This window comes from Caldimonas tepidiphila (genome assembly GCF_003569765.1).
Taxonomy (GTDB): domain Bacteria; phylum Pseudomonadota; class Gammaproteobacteria; order Burkholderiales; family Burkholderiaceae_C; genus Caldimonas; species Caldimonas tepidiphila.
The window spans coordinates 44,580-68,571 of the sequence record NZ_QXMG01000021.1 but is presented as its reverse complement, the minus strand read 5'-3'; the positions used below and the strand labels follow the sequence as shown (position 1 = coordinate 68,571).

The 23,992-nt window shown below is 72.6% G+C and carries 23 protein-coding genes; 9 read left to right on the top strand and 14 right to left on the bottom strand.

Features of this window, described 5'->3' with window-relative positions; translation table 11 throughout:
• The 4 genes from D3A59_RS14715 to D3A59_RS14700 all read right to left on the bottom strand — a co-directional run bounded on the left by D3A59_RS14715 (position 1) and on the right by D3A59_RS14700 (position 2,562).
• Positions 1-1,083 (bottom strand): lipocalin family protein, encoded by a 1,083-nt coding sequence (locus tag D3A59_RS14715; protein ID WP_119155695.1) that lies wholly within the window; start codon positions 1,081-1,083, stop codon positions 1-3.
• Positions 1,070-1,594 carry a phage holin family protein gene (locus tag D3A59_RS14710; RefSeq protein WP_119155694.1) on the bottom strand — a complete coding sequence of 175 codons (525 nt, stop codon included), beginning with the start codon at positions 1,592-1,594 and terminating at the stop codon, positions 1,070-1,072. The genes D3A59_RS14715 and D3A59_RS14710 overlap by 14 nt, the downstream gene beginning before the upstream one ends.
• A 2-nt stretch (positions 1,595-1,596) precedes the next feature.
• Entirely contained in the window at positions 1,597-2,076 is a 480-nt protein-coding gene (locus D3A59_RS14705) for an ElaB/YgaM/YqjD family protein (RefSeq protein ID WP_157991536.1), read from the bottom strand.
• Between the two features lie 216 nt (positions 2,077-2,292).
• Positions 2,293-2,562 carry a GlsB/YeaQ/YmgE family stress response membrane protein gene (locus D3A59_RS14700; RefSeq protein ID WP_119155719.1) on the bottom strand — a complete coding sequence of 90 codons (270 nt, stop codon included), beginning with the start codon at positions 2,560-2,562 and terminating at the stop codon, positions 2,293-2,295.
• A 449-nt stretch (positions 2,563-3,011) separates the two neighbouring features.
• On the opposite strand from D3A59_RS14700, the gene D3A59_RS14695 reads away from it, so the two are divergent.
• Positions 3,012-4,694: a PAS domain-containing hybrid sensor histidine kinase/response regulator gene (locus D3A59_RS14695; RefSeq protein WP_170162350.1), complete on the top strand. Its 1,683-nt coding sequence runs from the start codon at positions 3,012-3,014 to the stop codon at positions 4,692-4,694.
• Positions 4,695-4,797: 103 nt separating this feature from the next.
• Here D3A59_RS14695 and D3A59_RS14690 read toward each other — a convergent pair whose 3' ends face one another.
• Positions 4,798-5,472, bottom strand: coding sequence for a cysteine hydrolase family protein (locus D3A59_RS14690; RefSeq protein WP_240636067.1), 675 nt, complete (start codon positions 5,470-5,472; stop codon positions 4,798-4,800).
• A 240-nt stretch (positions 5,473-5,712) separates the two neighbouring features.
• Here D3A59_RS14690 and D3A59_RS14685 point away from each other — a divergent pair, with 240 nt between their 5' ends.
• Positions 5,713-7,152 carry a sigma-54-dependent transcriptional regulator gene (locus D3A59_RS14685; RefSeq protein WP_119155690.1) on the top strand — a complete coding sequence of 480 codons (1,440 nt, stop codon included), beginning with the start codon at positions 5,713-5,715 and terminating at the stop codon, positions 7,150-7,152.
• Between the two features lie 19 nt (positions 7,153-7,171).
• Here the strand turns inward: D3A59_RS14685 and dinB are convergent, their stop codons facing one another.
• Positions 7,172-8,428 carry a DNA polymerase IV gene (gene dinB / locus D3A59_RS14680; protein WP_119155689.1) on the bottom strand — a complete coding sequence of 419 codons (1,257 nt, stop codon included), beginning with the start codon at positions 8,426-8,428 and terminating at the stop codon, positions 7,172-7,174.
• An 80-nt stretch (positions 8,429-8,508) separates the two neighbouring features.
• On the opposite strand from dinB, the gene D3A59_RS14675 reads away from it, so the two are divergent.
• Positions 8,509-8,898: a DUF1622 domain-containing protein gene (locus D3A59_RS14675; protein ID WP_119155688.1), complete on the top strand. Its 390-nt coding sequence runs from the start codon at positions 8,509-8,511 to the stop codon at positions 8,896-8,898.
• 32 nt (positions 8,899-8,930) lie between these two features.
• Here D3A59_RS14675 and cadR read toward each other — a convergent pair whose 3' ends face one another.
• Positions 8,931-9,374: a Cd(II)/Pb(II)-responsive transcriptional regulator gene (gene cadR / locus D3A59_RS14670; RefSeq protein WP_119155687.1), complete on the bottom strand. Its 444-nt coding sequence runs from the start codon at positions 9,372-9,374 to the stop codon at positions 8,931-8,933.
• A 151-nt stretch (positions 9,375-9,525) separates the two neighbouring features.
• Here cadR and D3A59_RS14665 point away from each other — a divergent pair, with 151 nt between their 5' ends.
• Positions 9,526-10,167, top strand: coding sequence for a cation efflux transmembrane domain-containing protein (locus D3A59_RS14665; RefSeq protein WP_119155686.1), 642 nt, complete (start codon positions 9,526-9,528; stop codon positions 10,165-10,167).
• Between the two features lie 15 nt (positions 10,168-10,182).
• Here the strand turns inward: D3A59_RS14665 and D3A59_RS14660 are convergent, their stop codons facing one another.
• Both D3A59_RS14660 and argH read right to left on the bottom strand, forming a co-directional pair.
• The gene (locus tag D3A59_RS14660; protein ID WP_119155685.1) at positions 10,183-10,662 is read right to left on the bottom strand and encodes a hemerythrin domain-containing protein; all 480 of its coding nucleotides are present in this window, start codon (positions 10,660-10,662) and stop codon (positions 10,183-10,185) included.
• 230 nt (positions 10,663-10,892) lie between these two features.
• Positions 10,893-12,290: an argininosuccinate lyase gene (gene argH / locus D3A59_RS14655; protein ID WP_119155684.1), complete on the bottom strand. Its 1,398-nt coding sequence runs from the start codon at positions 12,288-12,290 to the stop codon at positions 10,893-10,895.
• A 158-nt stretch (positions 12,291-12,448) separates the two neighbouring features.
• Between argH and D3A59_RS14650 the strand changes: the two genes are divergently transcribed.
• From D3A59_RS14650 to D3A59_RS14635, 4 genes are all read left to right on the top strand, one after another.
• Positions 12,449-13,555 (top strand): sensor histidine kinase, encoded by a 1,107-nt coding sequence (locus tag D3A59_RS14650; protein ID WP_240636066.1) that lies wholly within the window; start codon positions 12,449-12,451, stop codon positions 13,553-13,555.
• 46 nt (positions 13,556-13,601) lie between these two features.
• Positions 13,602-14,363: a LytR/AlgR family response regulator transcription factor gene (locus D3A59_RS14645; protein ID WP_119155682.1), complete on the top strand. Its 762-nt coding sequence runs from the start codon at positions 13,602-13,604 to the stop codon at positions 14,361-14,363.
• A gap of 89 nt (positions 14,364-14,452) precedes the next feature.
• Complete coding sequence (gene ppk1 / locus D3A59_RS14640; protein WP_119155681.1) at positions 14,453-16,555, top strand: polyphosphate kinase 1; 2,103 nt, start codon at positions 14,453-14,455, stop codon at positions 16,553-16,555.
• A 13-nt stretch (positions 16,556-16,568) separates the two neighbouring features.
• A complete protein-coding gene (locus D3A59_RS14635) occupies positions 16,569-17,045 on the top strand; it encodes a SixA phosphatase family protein (RefSeq protein ID WP_119155680.1) in 477 nt (158 codons plus the stop codon).
• 21 nt (positions 17,046-17,066) lie between these two features.
• Here the strand turns inward: D3A59_RS14635 and D3A59_RS14630 are convergent, their stop codons facing one another.
• Complete coding sequence (locus D3A59_RS14630) at positions 17,067-18,650, bottom strand: Ppx/GppA phosphatase family protein (RefSeq protein WP_119155679.1); 1,584 nt, start codon at positions 18,648-18,650, stop codon at positions 17,067-17,069.
• Positions 18,651-19,027: 377 nt separating this feature from the next.
• On the opposite strand from D3A59_RS14630, the gene D3A59_RS14625 reads away from it, so the two are divergent.
• Positions 19,028-19,810, top strand: coding sequence for a ZIP family metal transporter (locus D3A59_RS14625; RefSeq protein WP_119155678.1), 783 nt, complete (start codon positions 19,028-19,030; stop codon positions 19,808-19,810).
• 69 nt (positions 19,811-19,879) lie between these two features.
• Here D3A59_RS14625 and D3A59_RS14620 read toward each other — a convergent pair whose 3' ends face one another.
• The 4 genes from D3A59_RS14620 to D3A59_RS14605 form a co-directional block, all read right to left on the bottom strand.
• Complete coding sequence (locus D3A59_RS14620; RefSeq protein ID WP_119155677.1) at positions 19,880-20,314, bottom strand: universal stress protein; 435 nt, start codon at positions 20,312-20,314, stop codon at positions 19,880-19,882.
• A gap of 82 nt (positions 20,315-20,396) precedes the next feature.
• Positions 20,397-21,248 (bottom strand): sulfurtransferase, encoded by an 852-nt coding sequence (locus D3A59_RS14615; RefSeq protein WP_240636069.1) that lies wholly within the window; start codon positions 21,246-21,248, stop codon positions 20,397-20,399.
• Positions 21,245-22,150, bottom strand: coding sequence for a DMT family transporter (locus D3A59_RS14610; protein WP_119155675.1), 906 nt, complete (start codon positions 22,148-22,150; stop codon positions 21,245-21,247). The genes D3A59_RS14615 and D3A59_RS14610 overlap by 4 nt, the downstream gene beginning before the upstream one ends.
• Positions 22,150-23,871, bottom strand: coding sequence for an adenylate/guanylate cyclase domain-containing protein (locus D3A59_RS14605; RefSeq protein ID WP_157991535.1), 1,722 nt, complete (start codon positions 23,869-23,871; stop codon positions 22,150-22,152). Before D3A59_RS14605 ends, D3A59_RS14610 begins: the two co-directional genes overlap by 1 nt.
• Positions 23,872-23,992 lie beyond the last annotated feature (121 nt).

Sequence of the window (23,992 nt, the reverse complement as noted above, 5' to 3'; positions counted from 1 at the left end):
TCAGAGCGAGGTCTGCACGGTGCGCCTCAGCCGGTGCACCTCGTAGCCCTGCCCGGCAGCGAGCGACGCGAGCCGGTGGAAGGTCGTGTCGTCCATGCGCGGCGTGCGCGACAGCAGCCAGAGGTGGTCGCGCTCGGGCGTGCCGACCACGGCGTGGCTGTAGTCGTCGTCGACATGCAGCACCCAGTAGTCGGCCCAGGTGAAGGGCAGCCAGCGCAGCATGTCCGGCGCGAAGCTGAGCTTGAGCTTGCCGGGAGCGGCCGGGTCGGGCTGCTGCGCGATGCCGGTGACAGCCTCCACGCTGCCGTCGTCCTGCACGCAGCGGTTGGTCACCACCAGCGTGTCGTCGCCGCGCAGCGTGTAGCGCGTCGAGGCGTCGCGACTGCAGCCGCGCTCGAGGGCGGTGGGCAGCCGTGCGACCTCGTACCAGTCGCCGGCATAGCGATCGAGGTCGAGCAGCGGCACCGTGCGCGGGTCCTCGCCGCCGCCGCCGTGCGTGGCGACCGGCGGCGCGATCGTGCCGGCCGCACGCGTGACCATCGGCAGCGCCATCGCCATCACGAGCGCCGCGGCGCGCGGGCCGACGGTCTGACGCAAGCGGGTGCTCGCGAGCGGCGCGACCACCGGCACGAGCAGCGGCAGCAGGCGCGCGAGCAGCCGCATCAGCGGCTTGGCGCGCGACTGGCGGTGCGGGCGCCGCGCCTCGGCATGCCGCCCGATCGTCCTCACCGGCGCATGCCGCGACGAGCGGCCCGACTTCCACAGCACGAGGCCGAGCGCGAGGGCGCCGGCGCCGATCATCATGCCGGTGCGTGCCTGGCTGCGCACCGCCTCGCGCGCGTTGCTGCGCAGATCGTCGACGCCATGGCGCAACGCCTCGTCGTGCTCGATCACCTCGCGCTCGGTGTCGGCGATGCGCTCGGCGAGCGTGCGCGGCTCGGACGGGTGCGGCCGGGCCGGCGCCCGCCCGGGCTCGGGCGGCGTGGCGGCGGGGGCCGCTTCCACCGCTGGCATCGTCGTGTGCAGGTCGGTCGGCGTCACCGGGTGCGTGCGGGCTCGCAGGTCGGCTTCACGGGTTTCCATCGGCAGCTTCCTGTCGTGGGGACGGAGGGACGATCGGTTCGGGCTCCGAGCGGTGCGGGCCGAAGCGCAGCCGGCGCTTGGTCGCGGGGAAGCCCAGGTCGGAGGTCAGCGAACGCGCGCGCATCAGCGCCGCGACGGCGCCGCCGCCGTTGATCAGCAGCACGGCGAGCACGGCCAGCGACCAGTGCAGGCCCAGGCTCACCAGCACCATGTACAGCCCGGCCATCAGCGTGAGCCAGGCGACGCTCGCCAGCAGTCCCGCCAGCAGTGCCAGGGCCACCATCTGCGCCACGGCCGAGCCGGTGCGGCGCAGCTCCAGCGAGAACAACTCCATGCGGCCGCGCAGCGCGCCGTTGGCCTCCTCGAGCAAGGTGTTGACGGTCTGCAGCAGTGCCTTGACGCTGCCGGGCGGGCCGCTTTCCTGGGGCGGCTCGGGAGGCAGCGTGCCGGCGGCGGGGCCGGTCGCTGCCGCCGAGGCCGCCGAGGGCGGAGTGGTGGCGGCGCTCTCCATGCTCAGTGGTGGTGATCGGACGAGGACGAGGACATGCGGCTGATCAGCATGCCGGCCACCACCGCCACCGCGATCGAGGCGAGCGGGTGCTCGCGCACGGTGGTGCGGGCCATCGTGACCCACTCCTCTTCCATCTGGCCGAGCTCGCCGTACTTCTGGCGCATCCGCTCCTGCGCATCGCTGGCCATCGAGCGCATGCGCTCCATCGCCGGCCCGCTCTGGCCGGTGAGGCGGTCCACCGTCTCGTGCGCCGCCCGTGCGGCCCGGTCCACCAGGCTGTGTGCCTGCGTCTTCATGTCGTTGCCGGAGGCGTCCATGCCGGAGGAGGTGCCCATGCCGGAAGAGGTGCCCATGCCGGAGGTCGTACCCATTCCGGAAGAGGTGCCCATGCCGGAAGTCGTGCTCATGCCGGAGGTCGTGCCGGTCGAACCCATGCCGGTGGAGGAGGTGGTGCTGCCGGTGTCGTTCGGATTGGTATCCATCAGTTTCTCCTTGGGTTTGTGAAAGGTTGCGGCGCAATCTCGGCGATGCGCTCCGGCCAGGCCGTCCCCGGCTGGGAGCGGCGCGTTGGCGCCTGTCGAGACGCTTGCCACGCCATAGCATGCGGTTCAGACGGTATGCCGCAGGCCATCGCCTGCGGGGGGAGGGGGGCGGGCGCCGAAGGCGGCGTGCCGGCCCCTCGCCACCGCAAGGGACGGTTAGCGCACGCGACCTCTGCGGAAGAGATTGACGATGGCCAGCAGGATCACCGAGCCGAGCAGCGCCACGAGCAAGGCGCCGAGACTGAAGTTGCCCGAGCTCATGCTGGGAATGCCGAGCAGCGGCGAGATCAGCCAGCCGCCGAGCGCGGCACCGATGATGCCGACGACGATGTTGAGGAACATGCCTTGTTCCGCATTGGTCCGCATGATCATGCTGGCGACCCAGCCGATCAATCCGCCAACGATGAGCCAAACGATGAAGTTGATCATGGCCTACTCCTGTTGAGAGTTCACTGAACGAAAAGAACACGAGAAACACTGCGAACCGCCGTACCCGCGATCCCTGCCTCCTTGGAGGGAAGGGTTCGCAGCATGGCTGTGCGCATGTCCGACTTCGGCAAACGCCGTGCCCTCGGGGTCTTCCTTGCGCGCGCATGTCAAGACCCCGTAATCCCGATGAAAAGGGGTGCGCTTGTTGCCGCAACCCCTGCGAAGGCAGGGAGTCCGGGCGTGGCCCCGCAACATTTGCCGGCGGGTGTAAGGGGTGCGTCGGTAAAGTGGCGCGAATCTGCGTGAAACCCGGATTTCCCCTATGACGAGGGTTTTCAGGCAGCGGCACGCTTCTTGCGCAACGGGGGATATGTGCCCTGCATCGTTGGGTGGGGCCGAAGAGGTTTCCGATGGCACTTTTCCCTGATGAGAGGACGCCGCAGAGAATGGCGCTCGATGCATCGACCGATCCGGGCGCGGGCCGCACCGCCCCGTCTTCTTCCGGCTGCCCGCCGCTCGCCGAGGGCGAGCAGTGCTTCCGCCAGTTCGTGGAGAGCAGCGACGACGTGTTCTGGGTCGCCGACCTCGCCGCCTGCCAGTTGCTCTACGTGAGCCCGGGCTTCGAGCGGCTCTGGGGCGCCACGGCCGCTGAGCTGCTGGCCGACCCGCAGGTCTGGAGCCGCGCCGTCGCCGCCGAGGATGCCGCGCGGCTGCCGCAGCCCTTCTTTGCCGAGGATCCGCAGCGCCTCGCGGCCGACACGGTGCGCGAGTACCGCATCGTGTCGCGCGACGGCGAGACGCGCTGGATCCGCGACCGGCGCTTCTTCCTGCGCGGGCCCGACGGGCGCGGCACGCGCCTCGGCGGCGTCGTCGAGGACATCACCGAGCGCAAGGCGCGCGAGATCGAGCGCGAGGAGCTGCTCGACCGCGAGCGCGCCGCGCGCGTCGAGGCCGAGGCGCTCGCGTCGTCGAAGGACGAGTTCCTCGCCGTGGTCTCGCACGAGCTGCGCTCGCCGCTCAACGCGATCCGCGGCTGGGCCCACGTGCTGCGTCAGACCGGGGGGCTGCAGGCGATGCAGCTCAAGGCCCTCGACGCGATCGAGCGCAACACGCAGTCGCAGGCGCGCATGGTCGACGACCTGCTCGACGCGCAGCGCATCCTGTGCGGCCAGCTCCAGCTCGAGCTGCGCCGCGCCGGTCTCGCCTCGGTGATCGACCAGGCCGTCGAGACGGTGCGCCCGGCCGCGCAGGCGAAGAACATCACGCTCGAGATCCGGCACGACCCGGCCGTCGGCATGGTCCTGCTGGACCTCGACCGCATGCGCCAGGCAATCGCCAACCTGATCTCGAACGCCGTGAAGTTCACGCCCGAGGGCGGCACGGTGAGCGTGCGCAGCGCGCGCGGGCCGCAGACCATCGCGGTCGAGGTCAGCGACACCGGCATCGGCGTCGAGCCCGCGCAGCTGCCCTTCGTGTTCGATCGCTTCCAGCAGGCCGACGGCTCGCGCACGCGGCGCCAGGGCGGGCTGGGACTGGGACTGTCGCTGGCCCGGCAGCTGATCGAGCTGCATGGCGGCAGCGTCAACGCGCACAGCGAGGGCATCGGGCGCGGCGCCACCTTCACGATCGAGTTGCCCGACCGGCTCGCCGCCAACGAGCTGCCGCCCGTCCTCGAGCCGCTGCCGGCCGACCCGCAGGCGCCGCTCGCGCACAAGCGCATCGTCGTCGTCGAGGACGATGCGGACGGCCGCGAGATCCTGGAGCTGATCCTGCGCGGCGCGCAGGCCGAGCTCGTGAGCTTCGACTGTGCCGCGCGTGCCTACGACTACCTGTCGCACACCACGCCCGAGCAGCAGCCCGACGCGGTGATCTCCGACATCGCGATGCCCGACGAGGACGGCTACAGCTTCATGCAGCGCGTGCGCGCCTTCGAGCAGCGCAACGGCCGCCCGCGCATGGTGGCCGTGGCGCTGACGGCCTTCGCGCGTGCCGAGGACCGGCGCCGCGCGCTGCAGGCGGGCTTCGACGTGCATGTCGGCAAGCCGATCGACTCGACCAGCCTGCTGGAGACGCTTAAGCAGGTGATCCGGCCGTCGGTGTCCTCACCGCAGTGGGCGGCGAGCGCCTGAGCGCGGGATCGGGCCGGCGGGGCGGACCCGCCGCAGCCCGGGTCGAACGAAGGGGGCATGCAGGGCAGGGTGCGGGCCGGACGCGCCGCCCGCCCCCGGCTCCTCAGCGGTTCACGACCTTGAGCGTGTCGCGCAGCAACTCGTCGGCGGCGTCGTCGCCATCGTCGCCGATCAGCCGCTCGTCGAACTCACCCCCCGGATGCGGGGTGCTCGGCGGCAGGCGCAGGCGGCCGTGCAGCCGCGGCACCGCGGGCCGGGTGTCGGCGTTCATCACGCGCTGCAGGTAGGTCAGCGCCATCTGCTTGCGCTCGGGCGTTTCCGACGCGGTGCAGTCCTCGGGCACCCAGAGGTCGTAGCCCCTCAGATGGGCGTCCATCGCGGTGAACTGCACGCAGATGTCGGCGGCCAGCCCGACGATGATCAGGTGCCGGGTGCGCATTTGCGCCAGTAACAATTCCAGAGGAGTGCAAAAAAATCCGGAATGTCGCGGCTTGATGATCGTGAGGTCCTGCGGCTTGGGCGCCAGCAGCTCGGCGATCTGGCGGGCCGGCCCGCCGAGCGAGATGCAGTGGCGCAGCACGTCCGCGAACTCGGAGTGCCAGGTGCCGTAGTTGTCGTTGGCATAGATGCACTGGACGCCTCGGCGGGCCACGCGCGCCTTCAGGGCCGCCGTGTACGCGGCGGCCTCCACGGCATGCGGGGCCAGCTGCTCCGAACCCGCAAACTGCATCGGGTTAATGAAGTCGACCAGCAGCATCACGGTCCGGCTGCGGTGCAAGGTCGGCTCCTTGCCGCCGATGCCCACAGCGGGGGTGTTTCGGTGTCGTGTTGATACATCCATGGTGTACAGATTAAGGGGGCAATCGCGATACCCGTACCCCCTGATACGCATGAGGCACGCGACTTCAGGTAAGGTTTGCCTGCAATATGGAGGCCCCTGCACGCTCCACCCCGGGTGTCAGGGGCTCAAAATCGTCCGCCGCCGGAGTCGGCGAGCGGATTTCACGGGAGGACCTTCATGAGCCACGCGCTGATCGTCGAAGACGACGCTGATTCCGCCGAGATGATGGCGGCCCTGATTGCCAGCGAAGGCTTCACGACCGCCACTGCCACCACGCTGGCCGATGCCCGGCGCCAGCTGGCGCTGCACGAGCCGGACATCGTGCTGCTCGACCTGATGCTGCCCGACGGCTCGGGCATGCAGCTGTTCGACGACCCCGCCGCCCTCGCCAATTCCGAGGTCGTGCTGATCACCGGCCACGCCAGCCTCGACACCTCGATCCAGGCGCTGCGCCTGGGCGCGGCCGACTACATCATCAAGCCGATCAACATCAAGCAGCTGCAGGGCATCCTGTCGCGCGTGATGAAGCCCTCGGCGCTCAAGGCCGAGCTCGCCGACCTGAAGGCGCAGCTCGAGCGCGACGGCCACTTTGGCGGCCTGTGGGGCCGCTCGCCGGCGATGCAGCGCGTCTACGAGCAGGTCTCGCGCGTGTCGCAGACCGCCGTGACGGTGCTGATCACCGGCGAGAGCGGCACCGGCAAGGAGGTGGTCGCGCGCACCGTGCACGACCTCAGCCGCCGCCGCCGCCGCCCCTTCCTCGCCGTCAACTGCGGCGCGATCTCGCCGCACCTGATCGAGAGCGAGATCTTCGGCCACGAGAAGGGCAGCTTCACCGGCGCCGACCGCCAGCACCAGGGCTTCTTCGAGCGCGCGCATGGCGGAACGCTGTTCCTCGACGAGGTCACCGAGATGCCGCTGGAGCTGCAGGTCAAGCTGCTGCGCGTGCTCGAGACCGGCACCTTCATGCGGGTGGGCTCGACCGTGCTGCAGGAGGCGGACGTGCGCATCATCGCCGCGACCAACCGTTCGCCCGAGCAGGCGGTGGCGTCCGGCAAGCTGCGCGAGGACCTCTTCTACCGTCTCAACGTGTTTCCGATCCAGCTGCCGCCGCTGCGCGAGCGGCTGGAGGACATCCCGCTGCTGGCCAACCACTTCCTCGGCGACGTCATCCAGCGCGAGGGCCAGCACAAGCGCTTCTCGCCCGAAGCGCTGGCGCGCATGGCGCAGTACCGCTGGCCGGGCAACGTGCGCGAGCTGCGCAACGTGGTGCAGCGCGCCTACGTGATGGCCTCCGGCGGAATGATCTCCGACGAGTGGCTGCCGACCAGCGGGCCGGCGGCCGCCGTGGCCGCGCCGGCGGGCGGCGGCGAGGGCGGAGCGGCCAGCGCGCCGATGAACATCATCGGCAACGGCACCGGCCCTCTGCTGACGGTGCGGGTCGGCACCTCGCTCGCCGACGTCGAGCGCCAGCTGATCCTCGCGACCCTGGAGCACTACGGCGGGCACAAGGAGCGCACCGCGGCGGCGCTCGGCGTGAGCCTGAAGACGCTCTACAACCGCCTGAAGGAATACGCGAGCGAGGCCGCCGGGGCCACCTCCGACCAGCAGCCGGCCTGAGGGCGCGGCCGCGCGCGGCTCAGCCCGGCGCGTCGGCGTCGCCGAACAGCGGCAGCGTCTCGCCGAGGGCCTGCGCCGCCGCCCGCTGCGCACGCGCTGCGGCCGCCGCCGGCCGGCGCGCGCTGCGCGCGCCCTGCGGTCCCTGCGCCGCCTCGAGCGATCCCACCCGCACGCCGAGCAGGCGCAGGCGGCGCTCGAGCGGCACGCGCTTGAGGCACTGGCCGGCGGCGGCGCGGATCGCCCGGGCGTCGGCGGTGGGCGCCTCGAGCGTCAGGTCGCGCGTGACGGTGCGGAAGTCGTCGAAGCGCAGCTTCAGCCCGATCGTGCGGCCGACGTAGCCCTTGCGCCGCAGGTCCTCCGCGACCCGCTCGCACAGCTGCGTGAACAGCTGCGACAGCAGCGCGCGGTCGTGGCGCGGGTGCAGGTCGCGCTCGAAGGTGGTCTCGCGGCTGATGCTCTTGGGCTCGCTGTGAGTGACCACCGGCCGCGCGTCGCGCCCGTGCGCGGCCTCGTGCAGCCACGCGCCGTAGCTGCGGCCGAAGTGCGCGATCAGCAGCGCCGGGTCGGCCGCCGCGAGCTCGCCGATCGTCTCGATGCCCAGCCCCTGCAGCGCGAGGTTCGCCTTCGGACCGATGCCGTTGATGCGCCGCACCGGCAGCGGCCAGATCCGCGTCGGGATGTCGGCCTCGGTCAGCAGCGTCAGCCCGTCGGGCTTGTCGAGGTCGGAGGCGATCTTCGACAGCAGCTTGTTGGGCGTGACGCCGATCGAGCAGGTGAGGCCGGTGGCCTGCCGCACGTTGTTGCGGATCTGCTGCGCGAGCGCGCGCACGCCGCCGTGCGGGTCGTAGCCGATCGGCTCCTGCGCGCCCGGCACCTCGCTCAGCTCGATGTAGATCTCGTCGATGCCCCGGTCCTCGATCACCGGCGCGATCTCGGCCACCGCGGCCTTGAAGAGCCGCGAGTGGCGCCGGTACTCGTCGAAGTCCGCCGGCAGCAGCAGCGCGTCGGGCGCGAGCGCCGCGGCCTTCATCAGCCCCATGCCGGAATGCACGCCGCGTGCGCGCGCCTCGTAGGTGGCGGTGGTGACTACGCCGCGGCCGGCGTAGTCGCGCAGCGTGGCGAAGGCCGCCTCCTCGCCGCCGCCCTGCGCAGAGGACGCGCGCCTGCGCCCGCCGCCGACCACCACCGGCCGGCCGCGCAATTGCGGGTAGCGCAGCAGTTCCACCGACGCGTAGAACGCATCCATGTCGAGGTGGGCAATCCAGCGGCGCGGCATCGGTGCTTCGGTCAAGGGATGCGGCAGAGTATCGCCCCGGGCACGGGGCTTGCGACTGCGCGGCAGCTTTCAGGAGGGCGATGTTCCGGCAATCCGAGTCCCTGGCGCGCGAGGTGGTCGAGTGGCTGCGCCTGGCGGTCGAGACCCTCAGCGCGCTGATCATCGCGATCGGCGTGGCGGTGGCGGTCGGCTCGATCGCCGTGTCGCTGCTGCGCCGCCAGGGTGGGGGCTTCAACCGCGTACGGCTGCAGTTCGCGCGCTACCTGACGCTCGCGCTCGAGTTCCAGCTCGCCGCCGACATCCTCTCCACCGCGATCGCGCCGAGCTGGGAGCAGATCGGCAAGCTCGACGCGATCGCGCTGATCCGCACCGCGCTGAACTTCTTCCTGATGTTCGAGATGCGCGAGGAGGCGCGCCAGGCCGAGCGGGAGTCGGACGCGCATCCCGACGCGCCCCGCCCGCGGGCCTGAGGCGAAGGCCCGCTGCCCCGCCGCGCGGGCGCTCAGCGCAGGTGTCCCAGGGGGCCCGGGGGCGGCGCGGCGGCAGCGGGCGTCCCCTCGTGCTCGAGCCGCGCGAGGATGCCGCACTGCGCGCCCTCGCCCGGCGCGGTGCAGGACTCGCGCAGCACCTCGAGCTGCCCGCGCAGCTGCTGCAGCTCGGCAATGCGCTGCTCGACATGCGCGAGGTGCGACTCGATCAGCCCGGTCACGCCGGCGCAGGACGCGCGCGGCGCATCGCGCACCGCCAGCAGCTCGCGGATCTCGGCCAGCGACAGGTCGAGTGCACGGCAGTGCCGGATGAACTTCAAGCGCGCGAGCGCCGCCTCGCCGTAGTCGCGGTAGTTGCCCTCGCTGCGCGCGGCGGCGGGCAGCAGCCCCTCGCGCTCGTAGTAGCGCACCGTCTCGACCGCGGTGTCCGAGCGCCGCGCCAGCTCGCCGATCCTCATCGCTGCTCCTTCCCGCTTCGACCCCGAGGACCGCAGGGCGGCCGCGGGGCGGTGCTTGACTCTGTAGCCGCTACAGGGTTTGCAATCACTGTAGGCGAGGGCGGCCCGGCGGCGGGGCGCCTGTTCGGGAAACCATGAAAGGAGATCCGCGATGGCTTGCGACTGCCACGATCACTGCGAGGCGCCGGCAGCGCGGCGGCGCGCCGCCGACCCGCGCTGGCGCCGGGTGCTGTGGATCGCACTGCTCGTCAACGCCGCGATGTTCGCGCTCGAGTTCGGCGCCGGCGTGCGCGCCGACTCGGCCGCGCTGCTCGCGGACGCGGTCGATTTCGCCGGCGACGCGCTGAACTACGGCCTGTCGCTGGCGGTGCTCGGCATGGCGGCGGTGTGGGGCACGCGCCTGGCGCTGCTCAAGGGCGTGGTGATGGCGCTGTGGGGCGTCGGCGTGCTCGCGCAGGCGCTGTTCTCGGCGCTGCACGGTTCGGCGCCGCAGGCGACGCTGATGGGGGGCGTGGGCCTGCTGGCGCTGGCGGCCAACCTCGGCGTCGCGGCGCTGCTCTGGCGCTGGCGCGACGGCGACGCGAATGCCGAGTCGGTGTGGCTGTGCTCGCGCAACGACGCGCTCGGCAATGCCGCGATCGTGCTCGCCGCGCTCGGCGTGTTCGGCACCGGCTCGGCCTGGCCGGACCTGCTGGTGGCCGCGATCATGGCCGCGCTCGCGCTCAGTGCCGGGGTGCGCGTGATGCGGCGCTCGCGCCGGGAGCTGCGCGAGGCGCAGGCGGCCGCGGGCTGAAGCGGCCGCGCGGCCTCAGGCGCAGCTCGCGCTGCCGCAGCCGGTGATTGGCGCCTGCGGCAGCGCGGGGGCCGCGGCACCGGGGCGCAGCGCCTCCTCGGTCGTGTCGTAGCCGAGCTGCGCGCAGTGGTAGGCGAGCGCCGCATCCATCATCTCGGCGTGCTGCGGGAACCAGCTCGCGAGCTCCGGCACCAGCCGGCGGATGAACTCGGTCTCGCCGCCGGCGGCACGCTGCTCCACCTCGCGCATCACCTGCAGCACCATCGCGTGCTGCGTCTGGTGGCAGTTCTCCGGCGCGAAGCCGGTGGCGAGCATCCAGCGCTCCTCCTGCGCGAAGTGCTCGACGGTGTGCTCGAGCAGCTCGCGGAAGCCCGGCAGCAGCGCCTCGTCGTCGGCGGCGGCCACCGCGTTGAGCAGCTCGACGAACTCGCGATGCGTGGTGTCCATGCGCGGGTTGTCGAGCACGAGCGTGTCGGTCCAGGTGAGAGCGGTCATCGCCAAAGCCTCGAATCGGAAGATGCGCCCGACTGTAGGCCGCGGTGAACCGGGCCGCCTTGATCCAGGACAGTCCATCGGCAGGCCGAACGCACAGCTCCTCAGCCTCGGGGGACGCCCTTCCCAGGGCGGCGGACGCCGGCGCACCCCGGCGGATGCGGGGGCGGGCGCGCGGTCTTTTCTTGATGCAGCGCAAGTCCCCGCCGCGGGAGCGGGGGGACGGCGCGGGCTCAGCCGAGCCGGCTGCGGTGGCGCCCGATCTGCGCGCGCACCTGCGCGGGCGCGGTGCCGCCGAGGATGTTGCGCGCGTTCAGCGAGCCGCGCAGCGACAGCACCTCGAACACGTCCTCGCCGATGCCGGGGTGGAAGGCCTGCAGCTCCGCGAGCGGCAGCTCCGAGAGGTCCACGCCGTGCCCGATCGCGGTCTTCACCGCGTGCGCGACGACCTCGTGCGCGTCGCGGAAGGGCAGGCCCTTCTTGACCAGGTAGTCGGCGAGGTCGGTGGCGGTGGCGTAGCCGCGCAGCGCCGCGCGCTCCATCGCCTCGGGCTTCACCGTGATGCCGGCGGCCATCTCGGCGAAGATGCGCAGCGTGTCCTTGAGCGTGTCGACGGTGTCGAACAGCGGCTCCTTGTCCTCCTGGTTGTCCTTGTTGTAGGCGAGCGGCTGGCCCTTCATCAGCGTGATCAGGCCCATCAGGTGGCCGACGACGCGGCCGGTCTTGCCGCGCGCGAGCTCCGGCACGTCCGGGTTCTTCTTCTGCGGCATGATCGAGGAGCCCGTGCAGAAGCGGTCGGCGATGTCGATGAAGCCGAAGCTCTGGCTCATCCACAGGATCAGCTCCTCGCTCATGCGGCTGACGTGCACCATCACGAGCGAGGCGGCGGCGGTGAACTCGATCGCGAAGTCGCGGTCGCTCACGGCGTCGAGGCTGTTCTGGCACACGCCCTCCATGCCCAGCGTCCTCGCGACGCGCTCGCGGTCGAGCGGGTAGCTGGTGCCGGCGAGCGCCGCGGCGCCCAGCGGCAGGCGGTTGACGCGGCGGCGCACGTCGGCCATGCGCTCGGCGTCGCGCGCGAACATCTCGACGTAGGCGAGCATGTGGTGGCCGAAGCTGACCGGCTGCGCGACCTGCAGGTGGGTGAAGCCGGGCAGGATCACGTCGGCGTTCTTCTCCGCCAGCTCGAGCAGCGCCTTCTGCAGGTCCGAGAGCAGCCCGCCGATCAGGTCGATCTCGTCGCGCAGCCACAGCCGCACGTCGGTGGCGACCTGGTCGTTGCGGCTGCGACCGGTGTGCAGCCGCTTGCCGGCGTCGCCGACGAGCTGCGTCAGCCGCGCCTCGACGTTCAGGTGCACGTCCTCGAGGTCGAGCTTCCACTCGAAGGCGCCGGACTCGATCTCCTGCGTGATCTGGGCCATGCCGCGCTGGATCGCGGCATGGTCGTCCGCGGAGATCACGCCCTGCGCGGCGAGCATCTCGGCGTGCGCGAGGCTGCCGGCGATGTCGGCCTTCCACAGCCGCTTGTCGAAGAAGACGCTGGCGGTGTAGCGCTTGACCAGCTCGCTCATCGGTTCGGAGAACAGCGCGGACCAGGCTTCGGATTTCTTGTCGAGTTGATTGGAGGACATGGCAGACGACGGGTGGGGGCGGCGCGGCGCGCGACGCGGTCGGGGCGGGCAGGGGCGGAGCGCCTGGCGCTTGCGAAGCGCGGCGCCCGTCTTGCAGAATGCCCGGGATTGTAGGCGCCCCCTCCCTCCCGCCGCCCGGCCCCGACCCCCAGCAGCCCTTGCCGTCCTCCCGTCCTCCTGCCGCCCGCGCCGACGCGCCGGGCAGTGCCTTCGGCCACAGCACGATCTTCGACGTCGCCGCAGCCGCCCGGCCGCCCGGCGGCAGGGAGCCGCCCGCCCCGGTCTCGCCCTTCGACGCCTGCCACGTCGGCGTGGTGCTGCGCGCGGTGCTGCTCGTGCATGCGGTGCTCGCGGTGGCGCTCGCCTTCACCGCGGCCAGCGGCTGGGGCTGGCTGCTCGATTTCATGCGGGGCTCGGCGGTGGCGCTGCCCGCCACGCTGCTGTGGCTGGTGCTCGCCTGCGCGCTCAAGCGCCCGCTGGCGACGGTGGGCGACGCCTGGCAGTGGGCTGCGGCCCTCGGGCTCGGCGCGCTGTGCGGCGCCTTCGGCTGGTGGCAGGCCGGGCTGACCGGGCTGATGGAGCCGCCCGCCGGCCTGCCGGCGGCGCCGTGGCTGGGGGGCGCGGGGCTGTCGGCGGCGCTGTTCTATGCGCTGCGGCTGCGCGCGCGCAGCCGGCTGCCCGCCGACACCGCGGCGCGGCTCGCCGAGCTGCAGTCGCGCATCCGGCCGCATTTCCTGTTCAACACGCTCAACACCGCGATCGCGCTGGTGCGGGTCGACCCGGCGCGCGCCGAAGCGGTGCTGGAGGACCTGGCCGAGCTGTTCCGGGTCGCGCTCGGCGCGGGCGGCGACGCGGTGACGCTCAGCGAGGAGGTGGAGCTGGCGCGCCGCTACCTGGCGATCGAGCAGCTGCGCTTCGGCAGCCGGCTGCAGGTGAGCTGGCAGCTCGACCCCGCGGCCGGCGCGGCGCGGGTGCCGCCGCTGCTGCTGCAGCCGCTGGTGGAGAACGCGGTGCGCCACGGCGTCGAGCCGGCGGAGCAGGGCGGCTGGCTGCGCGTGAGCACGCGCGTGCGGCACGGCATGGTCTGGTTGACGATCGTCAACTCGCTGCCCCCGGGGGAGGCGGCAGCATCGCGTGCCGGACACGGCATCGCGCTGAAGAACGTGCGGGAGCGCCTCGGCCTGCTGCATGATGTGTCGGCCCAGTTCGCGGCCGGCGCGCACGGCTCCACCTGGCGGGTGCAGATCGCGGTGCCGCTGGACTGAGGCGACGGACAGGCCACGAGTACAAGAAGAGGGGAGGGCATCTTCGATGTTGAACGTGCTGATCGTCGACGACGAGGAACTGGCGCGCATGCGGCTGCGCTGCCTGGTGCAGGACAACCCCGACCCGCTGTCGGTCGCGACCGGCGAGGCGGCGAGCGCGACGGAGGCGCTGGCCTGGCTCGACGCGAACCGCTGCGACGTCGTGCTGCTCGACGTGCAGATGCCGGGGATGGACGGCACGGCGCTGGCGGCGCGGCTGCGTGAACGCAGCCCGGCGCCGGCGGTGGTCTTCGTCACCGCGCATGCCGAGCACGCGGTGGCGGCCTTCGAGCTCGACGCGGTGGACTACCTGACCAAGCCGGTGCGGCGAGAGCGGCTGCAGACCGCGCTGCAGCGCGCCGCCGAGCGGCTGCGCGCGCGCGGCGTCCCCGCGGCGGACGAGGAGCCGGTGCTGGTCGTCAACGACCGCGGCCGCGTGATCCGCGTGCCGGTCTCGGAGGTGCTCTACCTGAAGGCGGAGTTGAAGTACGTGACGCTGCGCACTGCGCAGCATTCCTACGTGCTCGACGACTCGCTCGCGGAGTTGGAGGAGCGCCTGGGCGGGCGTTTCCTGCGCATCCACCGCAATGCGCTGGTCGCGCGCCGCGCGGTGCGCGCGATGGAGCGCCGCGCGCTCGCGGCGGGCGAGGGCGAGGAGGGCGCCAAGGAGGGCTGGGCGGTGCGCGTCGAGGGCCTCGACGAGTGGCTGGCGGTGTCGCGGCGGCAGATGTCGCAGGTGCGCGAGGCCCTGCTCGGCGAAGGGGCCTGAGCCGCCCTTCTCGGGAACCCCCCCGGATGAAGGGGTCGGAGGATGCTTTGTAACAGGACTGTCACGGGCTGGTCATAGACTCGTTTTCCATGACCCTGTCTCCTGCTGAGAAGCCCGCGGCCTTCGTGCCTTCCGTCGTCCCCCCCGTCGCCCAGTCGCTAAAGCTCTTCAACCGCGAGTGCGCGATCCTCGAGTTCAACCGCCGCGTGCTGGCCCAGGCCGAGCGCGAGGACGTGCCGCTGCTCGAGCGGCTGCGCTACATCTGCATCGTGTCGTCCAACCTCGACGAGTTCTTCGAGGTGCGCTTCGGCGACTACATCGAGGCCTCGCGGCGGCCCGGCGGCGAGGTGTCGGACGTGGACCTGCAGGAGGTCGCGGCGGCCGCGCACGAGCTGGTCGACCGGCAGTACGCGCTCTTCAACGAGGTGCTGATGCCGGCGCTCGAGGGCGAGGGCATCGTGATCCGCAACCACGCCGAGCGCGACGCGGCGCAGCGGCAGTGGGTGGACCAGTTCTTCCAGCGCCAGGTGCGGCCGCTGCTGGTGCCCGTCGGGCTCGACCCGGCGCATCCCTTCCCGCTGGTGGCCAACAAGTCGCTGAACTTCATCGTCAAGCTCAACGGGCGCGACGCGTTCGGGCGCGAGAACTCGATCGCGATCGTCAAGGTGCCGCGCGTGCTGCCGCGCGTGATCCGGCTGCCCGAGGAGGTCAGCGGCGGCCAGCAGGTCTTCGTGCTGCTGTCCAGCGTGATCCGCGCGCACCTGCACGAGCTCTTCCCCGGCCGCACGGTGGAGGCCTTCTCGCAGTTCCGCGTCACGCGCGACTCCGACCTCGCGGTGGACGAGGAGGAGGTGCTGAACCTGCGCCAGGCGCTGCGCTCGAGCCTGACGACGCGCCACTTCGGCCAGGCGATCCGGCTCGAGGTGGTGTCGAGCTGCCCGCCGGAGCTGTCGTCCTTCCTGCTGGCGCAGTTCTGCCTGCCGGCGGCGGCGCTCTACGCGGTGCACGGCCCGGTGAACCTGGTGCGCCTGAACGCGCTGATCGACCAGGCCGACGCGCCGGCGCTGCGCTTTCCCCGCTTCGAGCCCGCGTGGCCCGCGGCGCTGCCGCGCACGCTGCCGATCTTCAGCCGGCTCAAGCAGGGCGACGTGCTGATGCACCATCCCTTCGAATCCTTCGAGCCGGTGGTGCAGATGCTGCGCGAGGCGGTGCTCGACCCGGACGTGCTCGCGATCAAGCAGACCATCTACCGCGCCGGCACCGAGTCGGTGCTGATGGAGCTGCTGATCGAGGCGGCGCGCCGCGGCAAGGAGGTGATGGTGGTGGTCGAGCTCAAGGCGCGCTTCGACGAGGAGGCCAACATCAACTGGGCCGAGCAGCTCGAGAAGGTCGGCGCGCAGGTGGTCTACGGCATCGTCGGCCTCAAGACCCACGCCAAGCTGCTGCTCGTCACGCGCCGCGAGGAGGGCCGGCTGCGCCGCTACGCGCACCTGTCCACCGGCAACTACAACGCCAAGACCGCGCGGCTCTACACCGATGTCGGCTACCTGACCGCCGACCCCGAGCTCACCGCGGACGCCGACGCGGTGTTCCAGCAGCTCGCCAGCCTCAACCGGGTGCGCACGCCGCGCCACCTGCTGATGGCGCCGTTCACGCTGCACCGCCAGATGCTGCGCCACATCCATCAGGTCGCCGACGCGGCACGCGCGGGCCGCACCGCGCGCATCGTCGTCAAGGTCAACGCGCTCACCGACGCGGCGCTGATCGAGGCGCTGCTCGCCGCGAGCCAAGCCGGCGCGCGCATCGACCTGATCGTGCGCGGCGCCTGCGTGCTGCCGCCGGGCGTGCCGGACGCGACCGACAACATCCGCGTGCGCTCGGTGGTCGGCCGCTTCCTCGAGCACACGCGGGTGCTGTACTTCCGCTGCGGCGAGGGCGAGGAGGACGAGGCGCTGTACCTGTCGAGCGCCGACTGGATGAGCCGCAACATGTTCCGCCGCATCGAGGTGGCCTGGCCGGTGCGCGACGCCAAGCTGCGCCAGCGCGTCATCGACGAGTGCCTCGTGCCCTACCTGCACGATGCGCGCGACGCCTGGCAGCAGCGCAGCGACGGCGGCTACGATCGCATCGGCGCCGACGGCCCGAGCGCGCAGCAGGCGCTGATCGAGCGCTACAACACCGCCGCACCCTGATCCCGGAGGCCGCATGGACCTGATTCTGTGGCGCCACGCCGAGGCGCAGATGCTGTCGCCCGACGAGCCGCACGGCCCGGACGCGGACCTCGCGCGCACGCTCACCGCCAAGGGCGAGCGCCAGGCCGCGCGCATGGCCGACTGGCTGAACCAGCGCCTGCCCCGCTCGGCGCGCGTGATCGCGAGCCCCGCGCGGCGCACCCAGCAGACCGCGCAGGCGCTCGAGCGCCCCTTCGAGACCGTGGACACGATCGCGCCCGGCGCATCGGTGGAGGCGTTGCTGAAGGCGGCACGCTGGCCCAGCGCGCCCGGCGCCGTGCTCGTCGTCGGCCACCAGCCGACGCTCGGCCGCGTGGCGGCCCGGCTGCTCACCGGCACCGAGCAGCCCTGGTCGGTGCGCAAGGCCTCGGTGTGGTGGCTGCGCCGCCGGCTGCGCGAGGGCCAGCCCCAGGTGCTGCTGATGGCGGTGCACTCGCTCGAGCTGTTCTGAGCACCGCCGGGGCGCGGGCCTTCAGTCCCTGCGCGCCGTCCTGAGCACCAGCCGCAGCGCGCCGCTGCGCTCCCACAGCGCCTTCTCCTCCTGCAGCAGGTAGACGCTGCGCGGGTGCTGCTGCGCCCAGTCGGCCTGCATCGTCAGCGTCGCGGTGGTGCCGGAGCGGCGCAGGACGAGCGCGTCGAGGTCCGGCGCGCTGCGGGCATGGCACAGCAGCACTGCGAGCCGCAGCGCCAGCACCTGCCGCGCGAAGCCGGGGTCGGCGAGCGCCTCCTCGATCTTGCGCAGGCCGCCGCGCTGGCCGAGCACCAGCGTGCCCAGGCGCCGCTGCTGCGACTGCGAGAAGCCCGCCGCGTCGACGTGCGCGAGCAGGTAGGCGCTGTGGCGGTGGTGGTCGTGGTGCGAGACCGTCATGCCGAGCTCGTGCAGCGCGGCGGCCCAGCCGAGTTCGCGCCGCGTCTCCTCGTCGGCCTTCGGGTCGAGCGCCCGGTGCAGCGCAAGTGCTGCCGCCTGCACGCGCCGGGCCTGCGCGACGTCGACCCGGAAGCGCTCCTGCAGCAGCTGCACCGACTCGTCGCGCACGTCGTGCGCGTCGTCGCCGTCGTGCCGCGCGGCCGACAGCCGCTCGTCGAGATCGAAGATCACGCCCTGGCGCAGCGCGCCCTTGGCCGGGCGCAGCGCGTCGATGCCGAACTGCGTGCTCAGCGCGCCGAGGATGGCCAGCCCGCCGCCGAGCACCGCGCGGCGCTCCTCCTTGAGCCCGCTGAGCTGCAGCCGCTCGGCGCTGCCCGCCTTCAGGCACTGCTCGATGCACCAGGCGAGGCCCTCGGGCGTGATCGAGCCGTCGGTGATCTCGTGCGCGAGCAGCAGCTGCGACACCGCGCCGGCGGTGCCCGAGGAGCCGAGCGCCTCGCTCCAGAGGCCGGGCGCGAAGGCCTCCAGCGCCTCCTCGAGCTCGGCGCCGGCGGCAACCTGCGCCGCGCGGAAGGCTTCCTCCGTGAAGCGGCCCCCGGGGAAGAAGCGCATCGACAGGCTGACGCTGCCGATCTGGAAGGACTCGGCCACCAGCGGCGTGGCGCCCTCGCCGAGGATCATCTCGGTCGAGCGCCCGCCGATGTCGATCACGAGGCGCCGCCCGCTCGCGGCGGGCGCCAGCCGCGAGACGCCCTTGTAGATCAGCCGGGCCTCCTCGCGGCCCGAGATCACCTCGATCGGGTGGCCGAGCGCGACCGCGCCGCGGTCCAGGAACTCGTCGCGGTTGCGCGCCTCGCGCAGCGTCTGCGTGGCCACCGCCCGCACCCGGCCGGGCGCGAAGCCGCGCAGCCGCTCGGCAAAGCCCGCCAGGCAGGCCAGCCCGCGCTGCATCGCGTCCTCGGTGAGCCGGCCCTCGGCGTCGAGCCCGCCGCCGAGGCGCACGGTCTCCTTCAGGTAGTCGCTGCGGCGGTAGCGGCCGCGCTCGACCTGCGCGATCTCGAGACGGAAGCTGTTGGAGCCGATGTCGATCGCCGCCAGCGGCAGGCCGGCCTCGGCGCTGCCGTCCGGGGCCGGTTGCGGCTGCTGCTGCGGGGCACGCGCGAGGCGGCCGGGAGTGTCTTGCGTCATTGTGGAATTGTCGTGGCAAATCGGCGGCATCCGCGTGACAGGCCCGCCCCCGGCTTGCGCACGGGCGTGGACGCCGCAAGCGCCGCTGCCCGGGCGCCACGGCGGCGGGCAGCGGTGCCGAAACCATTGATAAGATGAAGGCCTTGCGGGCCGTCGGCAGTGAGGCGGCCCGCCCGTCGAGGTTTGCGGCGTGCCCGGATGCGCCGCACGCCTTCCATGCCGGCTGCCGCCCGAGTCGCCGCGAGCCCGCCGCCCAGGACGGGCTGCGGCGCCGCCCGGCGTGGCAGCGGCAACACGGCGTCGCGTGGACCGAAGGCCTTGTCCCCCGGGGACGGGCCGCGCGGTTCGCGCGGCTTTTTTTTGGACCCTCCCACTGCATGACCCTGACCTACATCGTGCTGGCCACCCTGCTGGGCGGCCTGCTGTCGGTGACGATCGCCGCGGCGTTGACGGTGGCCGTGCTCGGCCGCCTGGTGCGCCATCTCGTGAGCCTGTCGACCGGCGTGCTGCTCGGCACGGCGCTGCTGCACGTGCTGCCCGAGGCCTTCGAGAGCTCGGCCGGCGCGCACGAGCTGTTCCTCACGCTCCTGGCCGGCCTGCTGTTCTTCTTCCTGCTCGAGAAGGCCGAGCTCTACCGGCACGGCCACCATCACGAGGGCGACCACCCGCACCACCACCATCATCACGGCTTCGACGCCGAGCAGGCCGGGCGCGGCGGCTGGAGCGTGCTGGTGGGCGACAGCATCCACAACTTCTGCGACGGCGTAATCATCGCCGCGGCCTTCCTCGCCGACACGCAGCTCGGCGTCGTGACCGCGTTCGCGGTGATCGCGCACGAGATCCCGCAGGAGGTGGGCGACTACATCGTGCTGCTCAACGCCGGCTTCACGCGCCGCAAGGCGCTCGTCTACAACGCGCTGTCGGGAATGGCGGCGGTGGCGGGCGGCGTGGCGGGCTACTTCGTCGTCGGCGCCTGGGAGGAATACTTCCCCTACCTGCTCGTCGTCGCCGCGTCGAGCTTCGTCTACGTCGCAGTGGCCGACCTGATCCCGCAACTGCAGCGCCGCCTCGCCTGGCGCGAGACGCTGGCGCAGCTGCTGTGGCTGGGTGCCGGCCTGGGCTTCATCGCGCTGCTGGTGGGGCAGTTCCACGGGCACTGAGCGCGGGACCCGCGGATGCAGGAAGGCCGCGCCCGGGCGCGGCCTGCGTCGTGGCGGGCGGCGGAGGCTTCAGCGCACCACGAGCACGGGAATGGTGCTGTGCGTCAGCACCTTCTGCGTCTCGCTGCCGAGCAGCAGCGCCTGCACGCCGCGGCGACCGTGGGAGGCCATCACGATCAGGTCGCACTCGAGCGTGCGCGCCTGCTCGATGATCGCGTCGAAGACGCTGGCCGACTCGACCGACAGGCCGGTGCAGGGCACGTCCGCGGCGCTGGCCGCCTCCTTGACGCGCGACACGTTGCGGCTGGCGATGCGCTCCTGCCGGTCGAAGAATTCCTGCGGCAGCGTCGGATAGGTCTCGCCCATCGCGCTGTACGGGTAGGGGTCCTTCACGCCGAGGGCGATCAGCTCGGCGCCTAGCGTCTTGGCGAGTTGCACCGCGGTGGCGGTCGCCTTGGCGGAGATGTCGGAGCCGTCGGTGGGGACGAGGATGCGCTTGTACATCTGTGCCTCCTGGGAAGCTGTTGTTGGCAGTATTCCATCTTCCCCGTTCGCCCGGGGCAGGAGTTGACGTCCGTCAAGGGATTCAGCCGCGCGCGACCGGGCGGGCGGGGTCGGCGCACCACTCGCTCCACGAGCCCGGATAGAGGGCCGAGCCGGGCAGCCCGGCGATCTCCATGGCCAGCAGGTTGTGGCAGGCGGTCACGCCCGAGCCGCACTGGTGGACCACCGTGTCGGGTGCGTGGGCGCCGAGCAGCGCGGCGAACTCCGCGCGCAGGCGCGAGGCCGGCTTGAAGCGCCCGTCCGCGTCGAGGTTGTCCTTGAAGAAGCGGTTCACCGCGCCAGGGATGTGCCCGGCGACCGGGTCGAGCGGCTCGACGTCGCCGCGGAAGCGCTCGGGCGCGCGGGCGTCGACGAGCCGCAGCGTCGCGTCGTCCAGCCGGGCGAGCAGCGTGTCGGCGGGCACCGTGGCGACCAGCGGCGCGCCAAGCGGGTAGCGCGAGCCGCCGCGCGGTGCCACCGCGCCGGCCTCCGTCGCGCCCCCCGCGGCCAGCCAGGCGGCGAAGCCGCCGTCGAGCAGGTGCACGTCGGCATGGCCGATCCAGCGCAGCATCCACCACAGCCGCGCGGCGAAGGCGCCGCCCTGGCGGTCGTGGACGACGACGGGCGTCGCGGGCGTGACGCCCCAGCGGCCCACGGTGGTCGCGAAGGCCTCGCGGTCGGGCAGCGGGTGGCGGCCGTTGCGGCCGGTCTTCGCGCCGCACAGGTCGGCGTCGAGGTCGGCGTGCTGGGCGCCGGGCAGGTGCGCGGCCTCGAAGTCGCGCCGGCCGGCCTGCGCATCGGCGAGGTCGAAGCCGGCGTCGAGCACGACCGGGGGCTGCGAGCCGGCGAGCCGCGCGCGCAGCGCGTCGGCGGAAATCAGCGGATTCATCGTCAGGACTCCGTGGACGGGGTGGCGGGGTTGTGCACCGGCAATTGTGCGCGGCTGCGCAGCAGCGTGGCGGCCAGCCCCGCGCCGACGATCAGGGCCATGCCGGCCAGCGCCATCCAGGTCACGGGGTCGTCGAACAGCAGCATGCCGTAGACGAAGGAGAACACGATGCCGAGGTACTGCAGGCTCGCGTTGACCAGGGGCGTGCCCGTCGCGTAGGCGCGCGTCATCAGCAGCTGCGCCGTCGTCGCGAGCAGCCCGACCGCGAGCAGCAGCAGCGCGCCGCCGACGGTGTGCGGCTGCATGCCGTTGATCGCCATCAGGCCCGCGCCGGCCGCCATGCCGCCGAGCGAGAAGTAGAAGACGGTGCGGTACTCGGGTTCGCCGACGCGGCCGAGCGCGGCGATCTGCAGGTAGGCGACGGCCGAGATCATCCCCGACAGCAGCCCCATCACGCCGTGCCAGAGCTGCTCCTGCTCGACGGTGGGCCGCAGGATCAGCACCACGCCGGCGAAGCCGGTGAGCACCGCGGCGAAGAGCCGGCCGTCGACGCGGCTGCGGCCCATCGCGATCGCGCCGCCGATCAGGAACAGCGCCATCCACACCGAGGACATATAGTTCAGCGTCACCGCGGTCGCCAGCGGCAGCCCGCCGATCGAGTAGAACCACAGGCACAGCGCGGTGACGCCGGCGATGCTGCGCCACAGGTGCATGCCGGGCACCGGCGTGCGCAGGCTGCCGCCGCGGCGGCGCGCGACCAGCGCGATCATCAGCGCGCCGGTCAGGCCGCGGTAGAACACGATCTCCCCGGTGCCGTAGTGCACGGAGGCGAGCTTGACGCACACGCCCATCGTCGCAAACAGCAGCGTGGACAGCGCGATCAGCAGCGGGGCGGGCAGGGTGGGCATCAGTCGATCACTTCCTCGGGGCGCATCAGCTCGGGCGGGGGCGGCGGCAGCGCCGCGTCGCGTGGCAGCGCGTAGACCGCCACCGTCTGGTCGCGGCCGCGCAACTGCTGCTCGCCCAGCGCCACCAGGTGGCGGCGCAGCGCCAGGGGCAGCAGGTCGTGGGTCTCGGCGTTGACGAGCGCGGCCATGCCGGGATGTTCCTTGTCGAGGCCCTCGAGGCGCGCGGCGATGTTCACGGTGTCGCCGATCACGGTGTAGATGCAGCGCTCGGGCGAGCCGATCTGGCCCGCGAGCGCGGTGCCGCTGGCCAGGCCGATGCCGATGCGAAGCAGAGGCGCGCCGTAGGCGGCGCGCTCGGCATTGAACTCGTCGAGCGCCTGCTGCATCGCCACCGCCGCGTAGAGCGCGCGCTCGACGCGATGCGGGTCGGGGCGCGGCGCGCCGAACACCACCACCATCGCGTCGCCGATGAAGTTGTTGATGTAGCCCTCGTGGCGCCGCACCGCCTCGGTCATGCGCGTGAAGTACTCGTTGAGCATCAGCACGATGTCGCGCGGCGCGAGGCTCTCGCACAGCGCGGTGAAGCCGCGGATGTCGCACAGCAGCACCGTGACCTCGACCTCGTGGCCGCCGAGCATCAGCTCGCCGTGCATCAGTTGGTCGCGCACCTCGGGCGACACGAGCCGGCCGAACACGTCGCGCTCGCGCTCGCGCTTCTCGAGCTCCATGCTCATGTGGTTGAAGGAGCGCGCCAGCAGGCCCAGCTCGTCGTCGCGGCGCGACTCGACGTGGGCGTTCAGGTAGTGGCCGCGCAGGATCGCGCGCGCCGAGCGCGCCACCTCGCGGATCTCCTGCGCGAGCCCGCGCGCGAAGCCCCAGGCCAGCCAGGCGCTGCAGACCGACACCACCAGCCCGATCAGGCCGAAGCGCAGCGCCTCCTGGCGCACCAGCGCCCGGTAGGCGTCGGGCGGCTCGCTGACCACCACCGTCCAGCCGGTGGCCTCGACCGGCGCGCGCGCGCTCAGCACCGCCTCGGCCGGGCGCGCCAGCGCCGCGAGGTCCTCGGCGCCGAGGCCCTCGCTGGCGGCGATCGGCATCGCCTCGGCCGTGCCGGCGCGCGGCAGCAGCAGCGCGCGGATGCGCGTGCCTTCGGCATCCCGGTTCAGCGTGAGCAGCTCGCCGAGCGCGCGCGGCGCCATGCCGAGCCGCACCCAGCCGATCGTGCGGCCTTCCTCGAGCACCGGCTCGAAGCGGTCCAGTCCCGGGGCGGCGAGCCGCGGCCGCCAGTGCGGCCCGGTCTCGGGCGACAGGCGCACGAAGCGTGCGGCCGCCGTGGTCCGGACCAGCGGCCGCCCGGCGGGGTCGAGCACCTCGATGCGGTCGACCTCGGGTCGGGCGCGCTCGATGCGGCGCAGCTCGTCGGCGAGAACGGGCGCGGCGTCGGTCCCGGACGCCGCCGGCTGCAGTGCGGCGCGCGTGGTCGCGTCGCCCGCGACCAGGCGGGCGAGCCGCTCGGTGCCGGCCAGGGCGTGCTCGACGCGCTCGGCGAGCAGCGTCGCGGTGTGGCTCAGCCGCCGCTCCTGCTCCACGCGCAGGCGCTGCGCGACGCCGGTGAGCGTCAGCACGCCGGCGATCAGCAGCGGCACGACCGTGAACAGCAGCGCCACCAGCGGCAGCGTGCGGCTCAGCGATCGGGGCGGGGGCAGGAGGGGAGGCTTCACGGAAGGGGGAAGGGATGGCGCGCGGCACGAGGCGCGAGGGCACGGCGGCTGCCTGCCATTGTCGGGCAGCACGGCATGCGGGGGCGGAAACGGCGACGCCCGGGAGGGCCGGGCGTCGCGA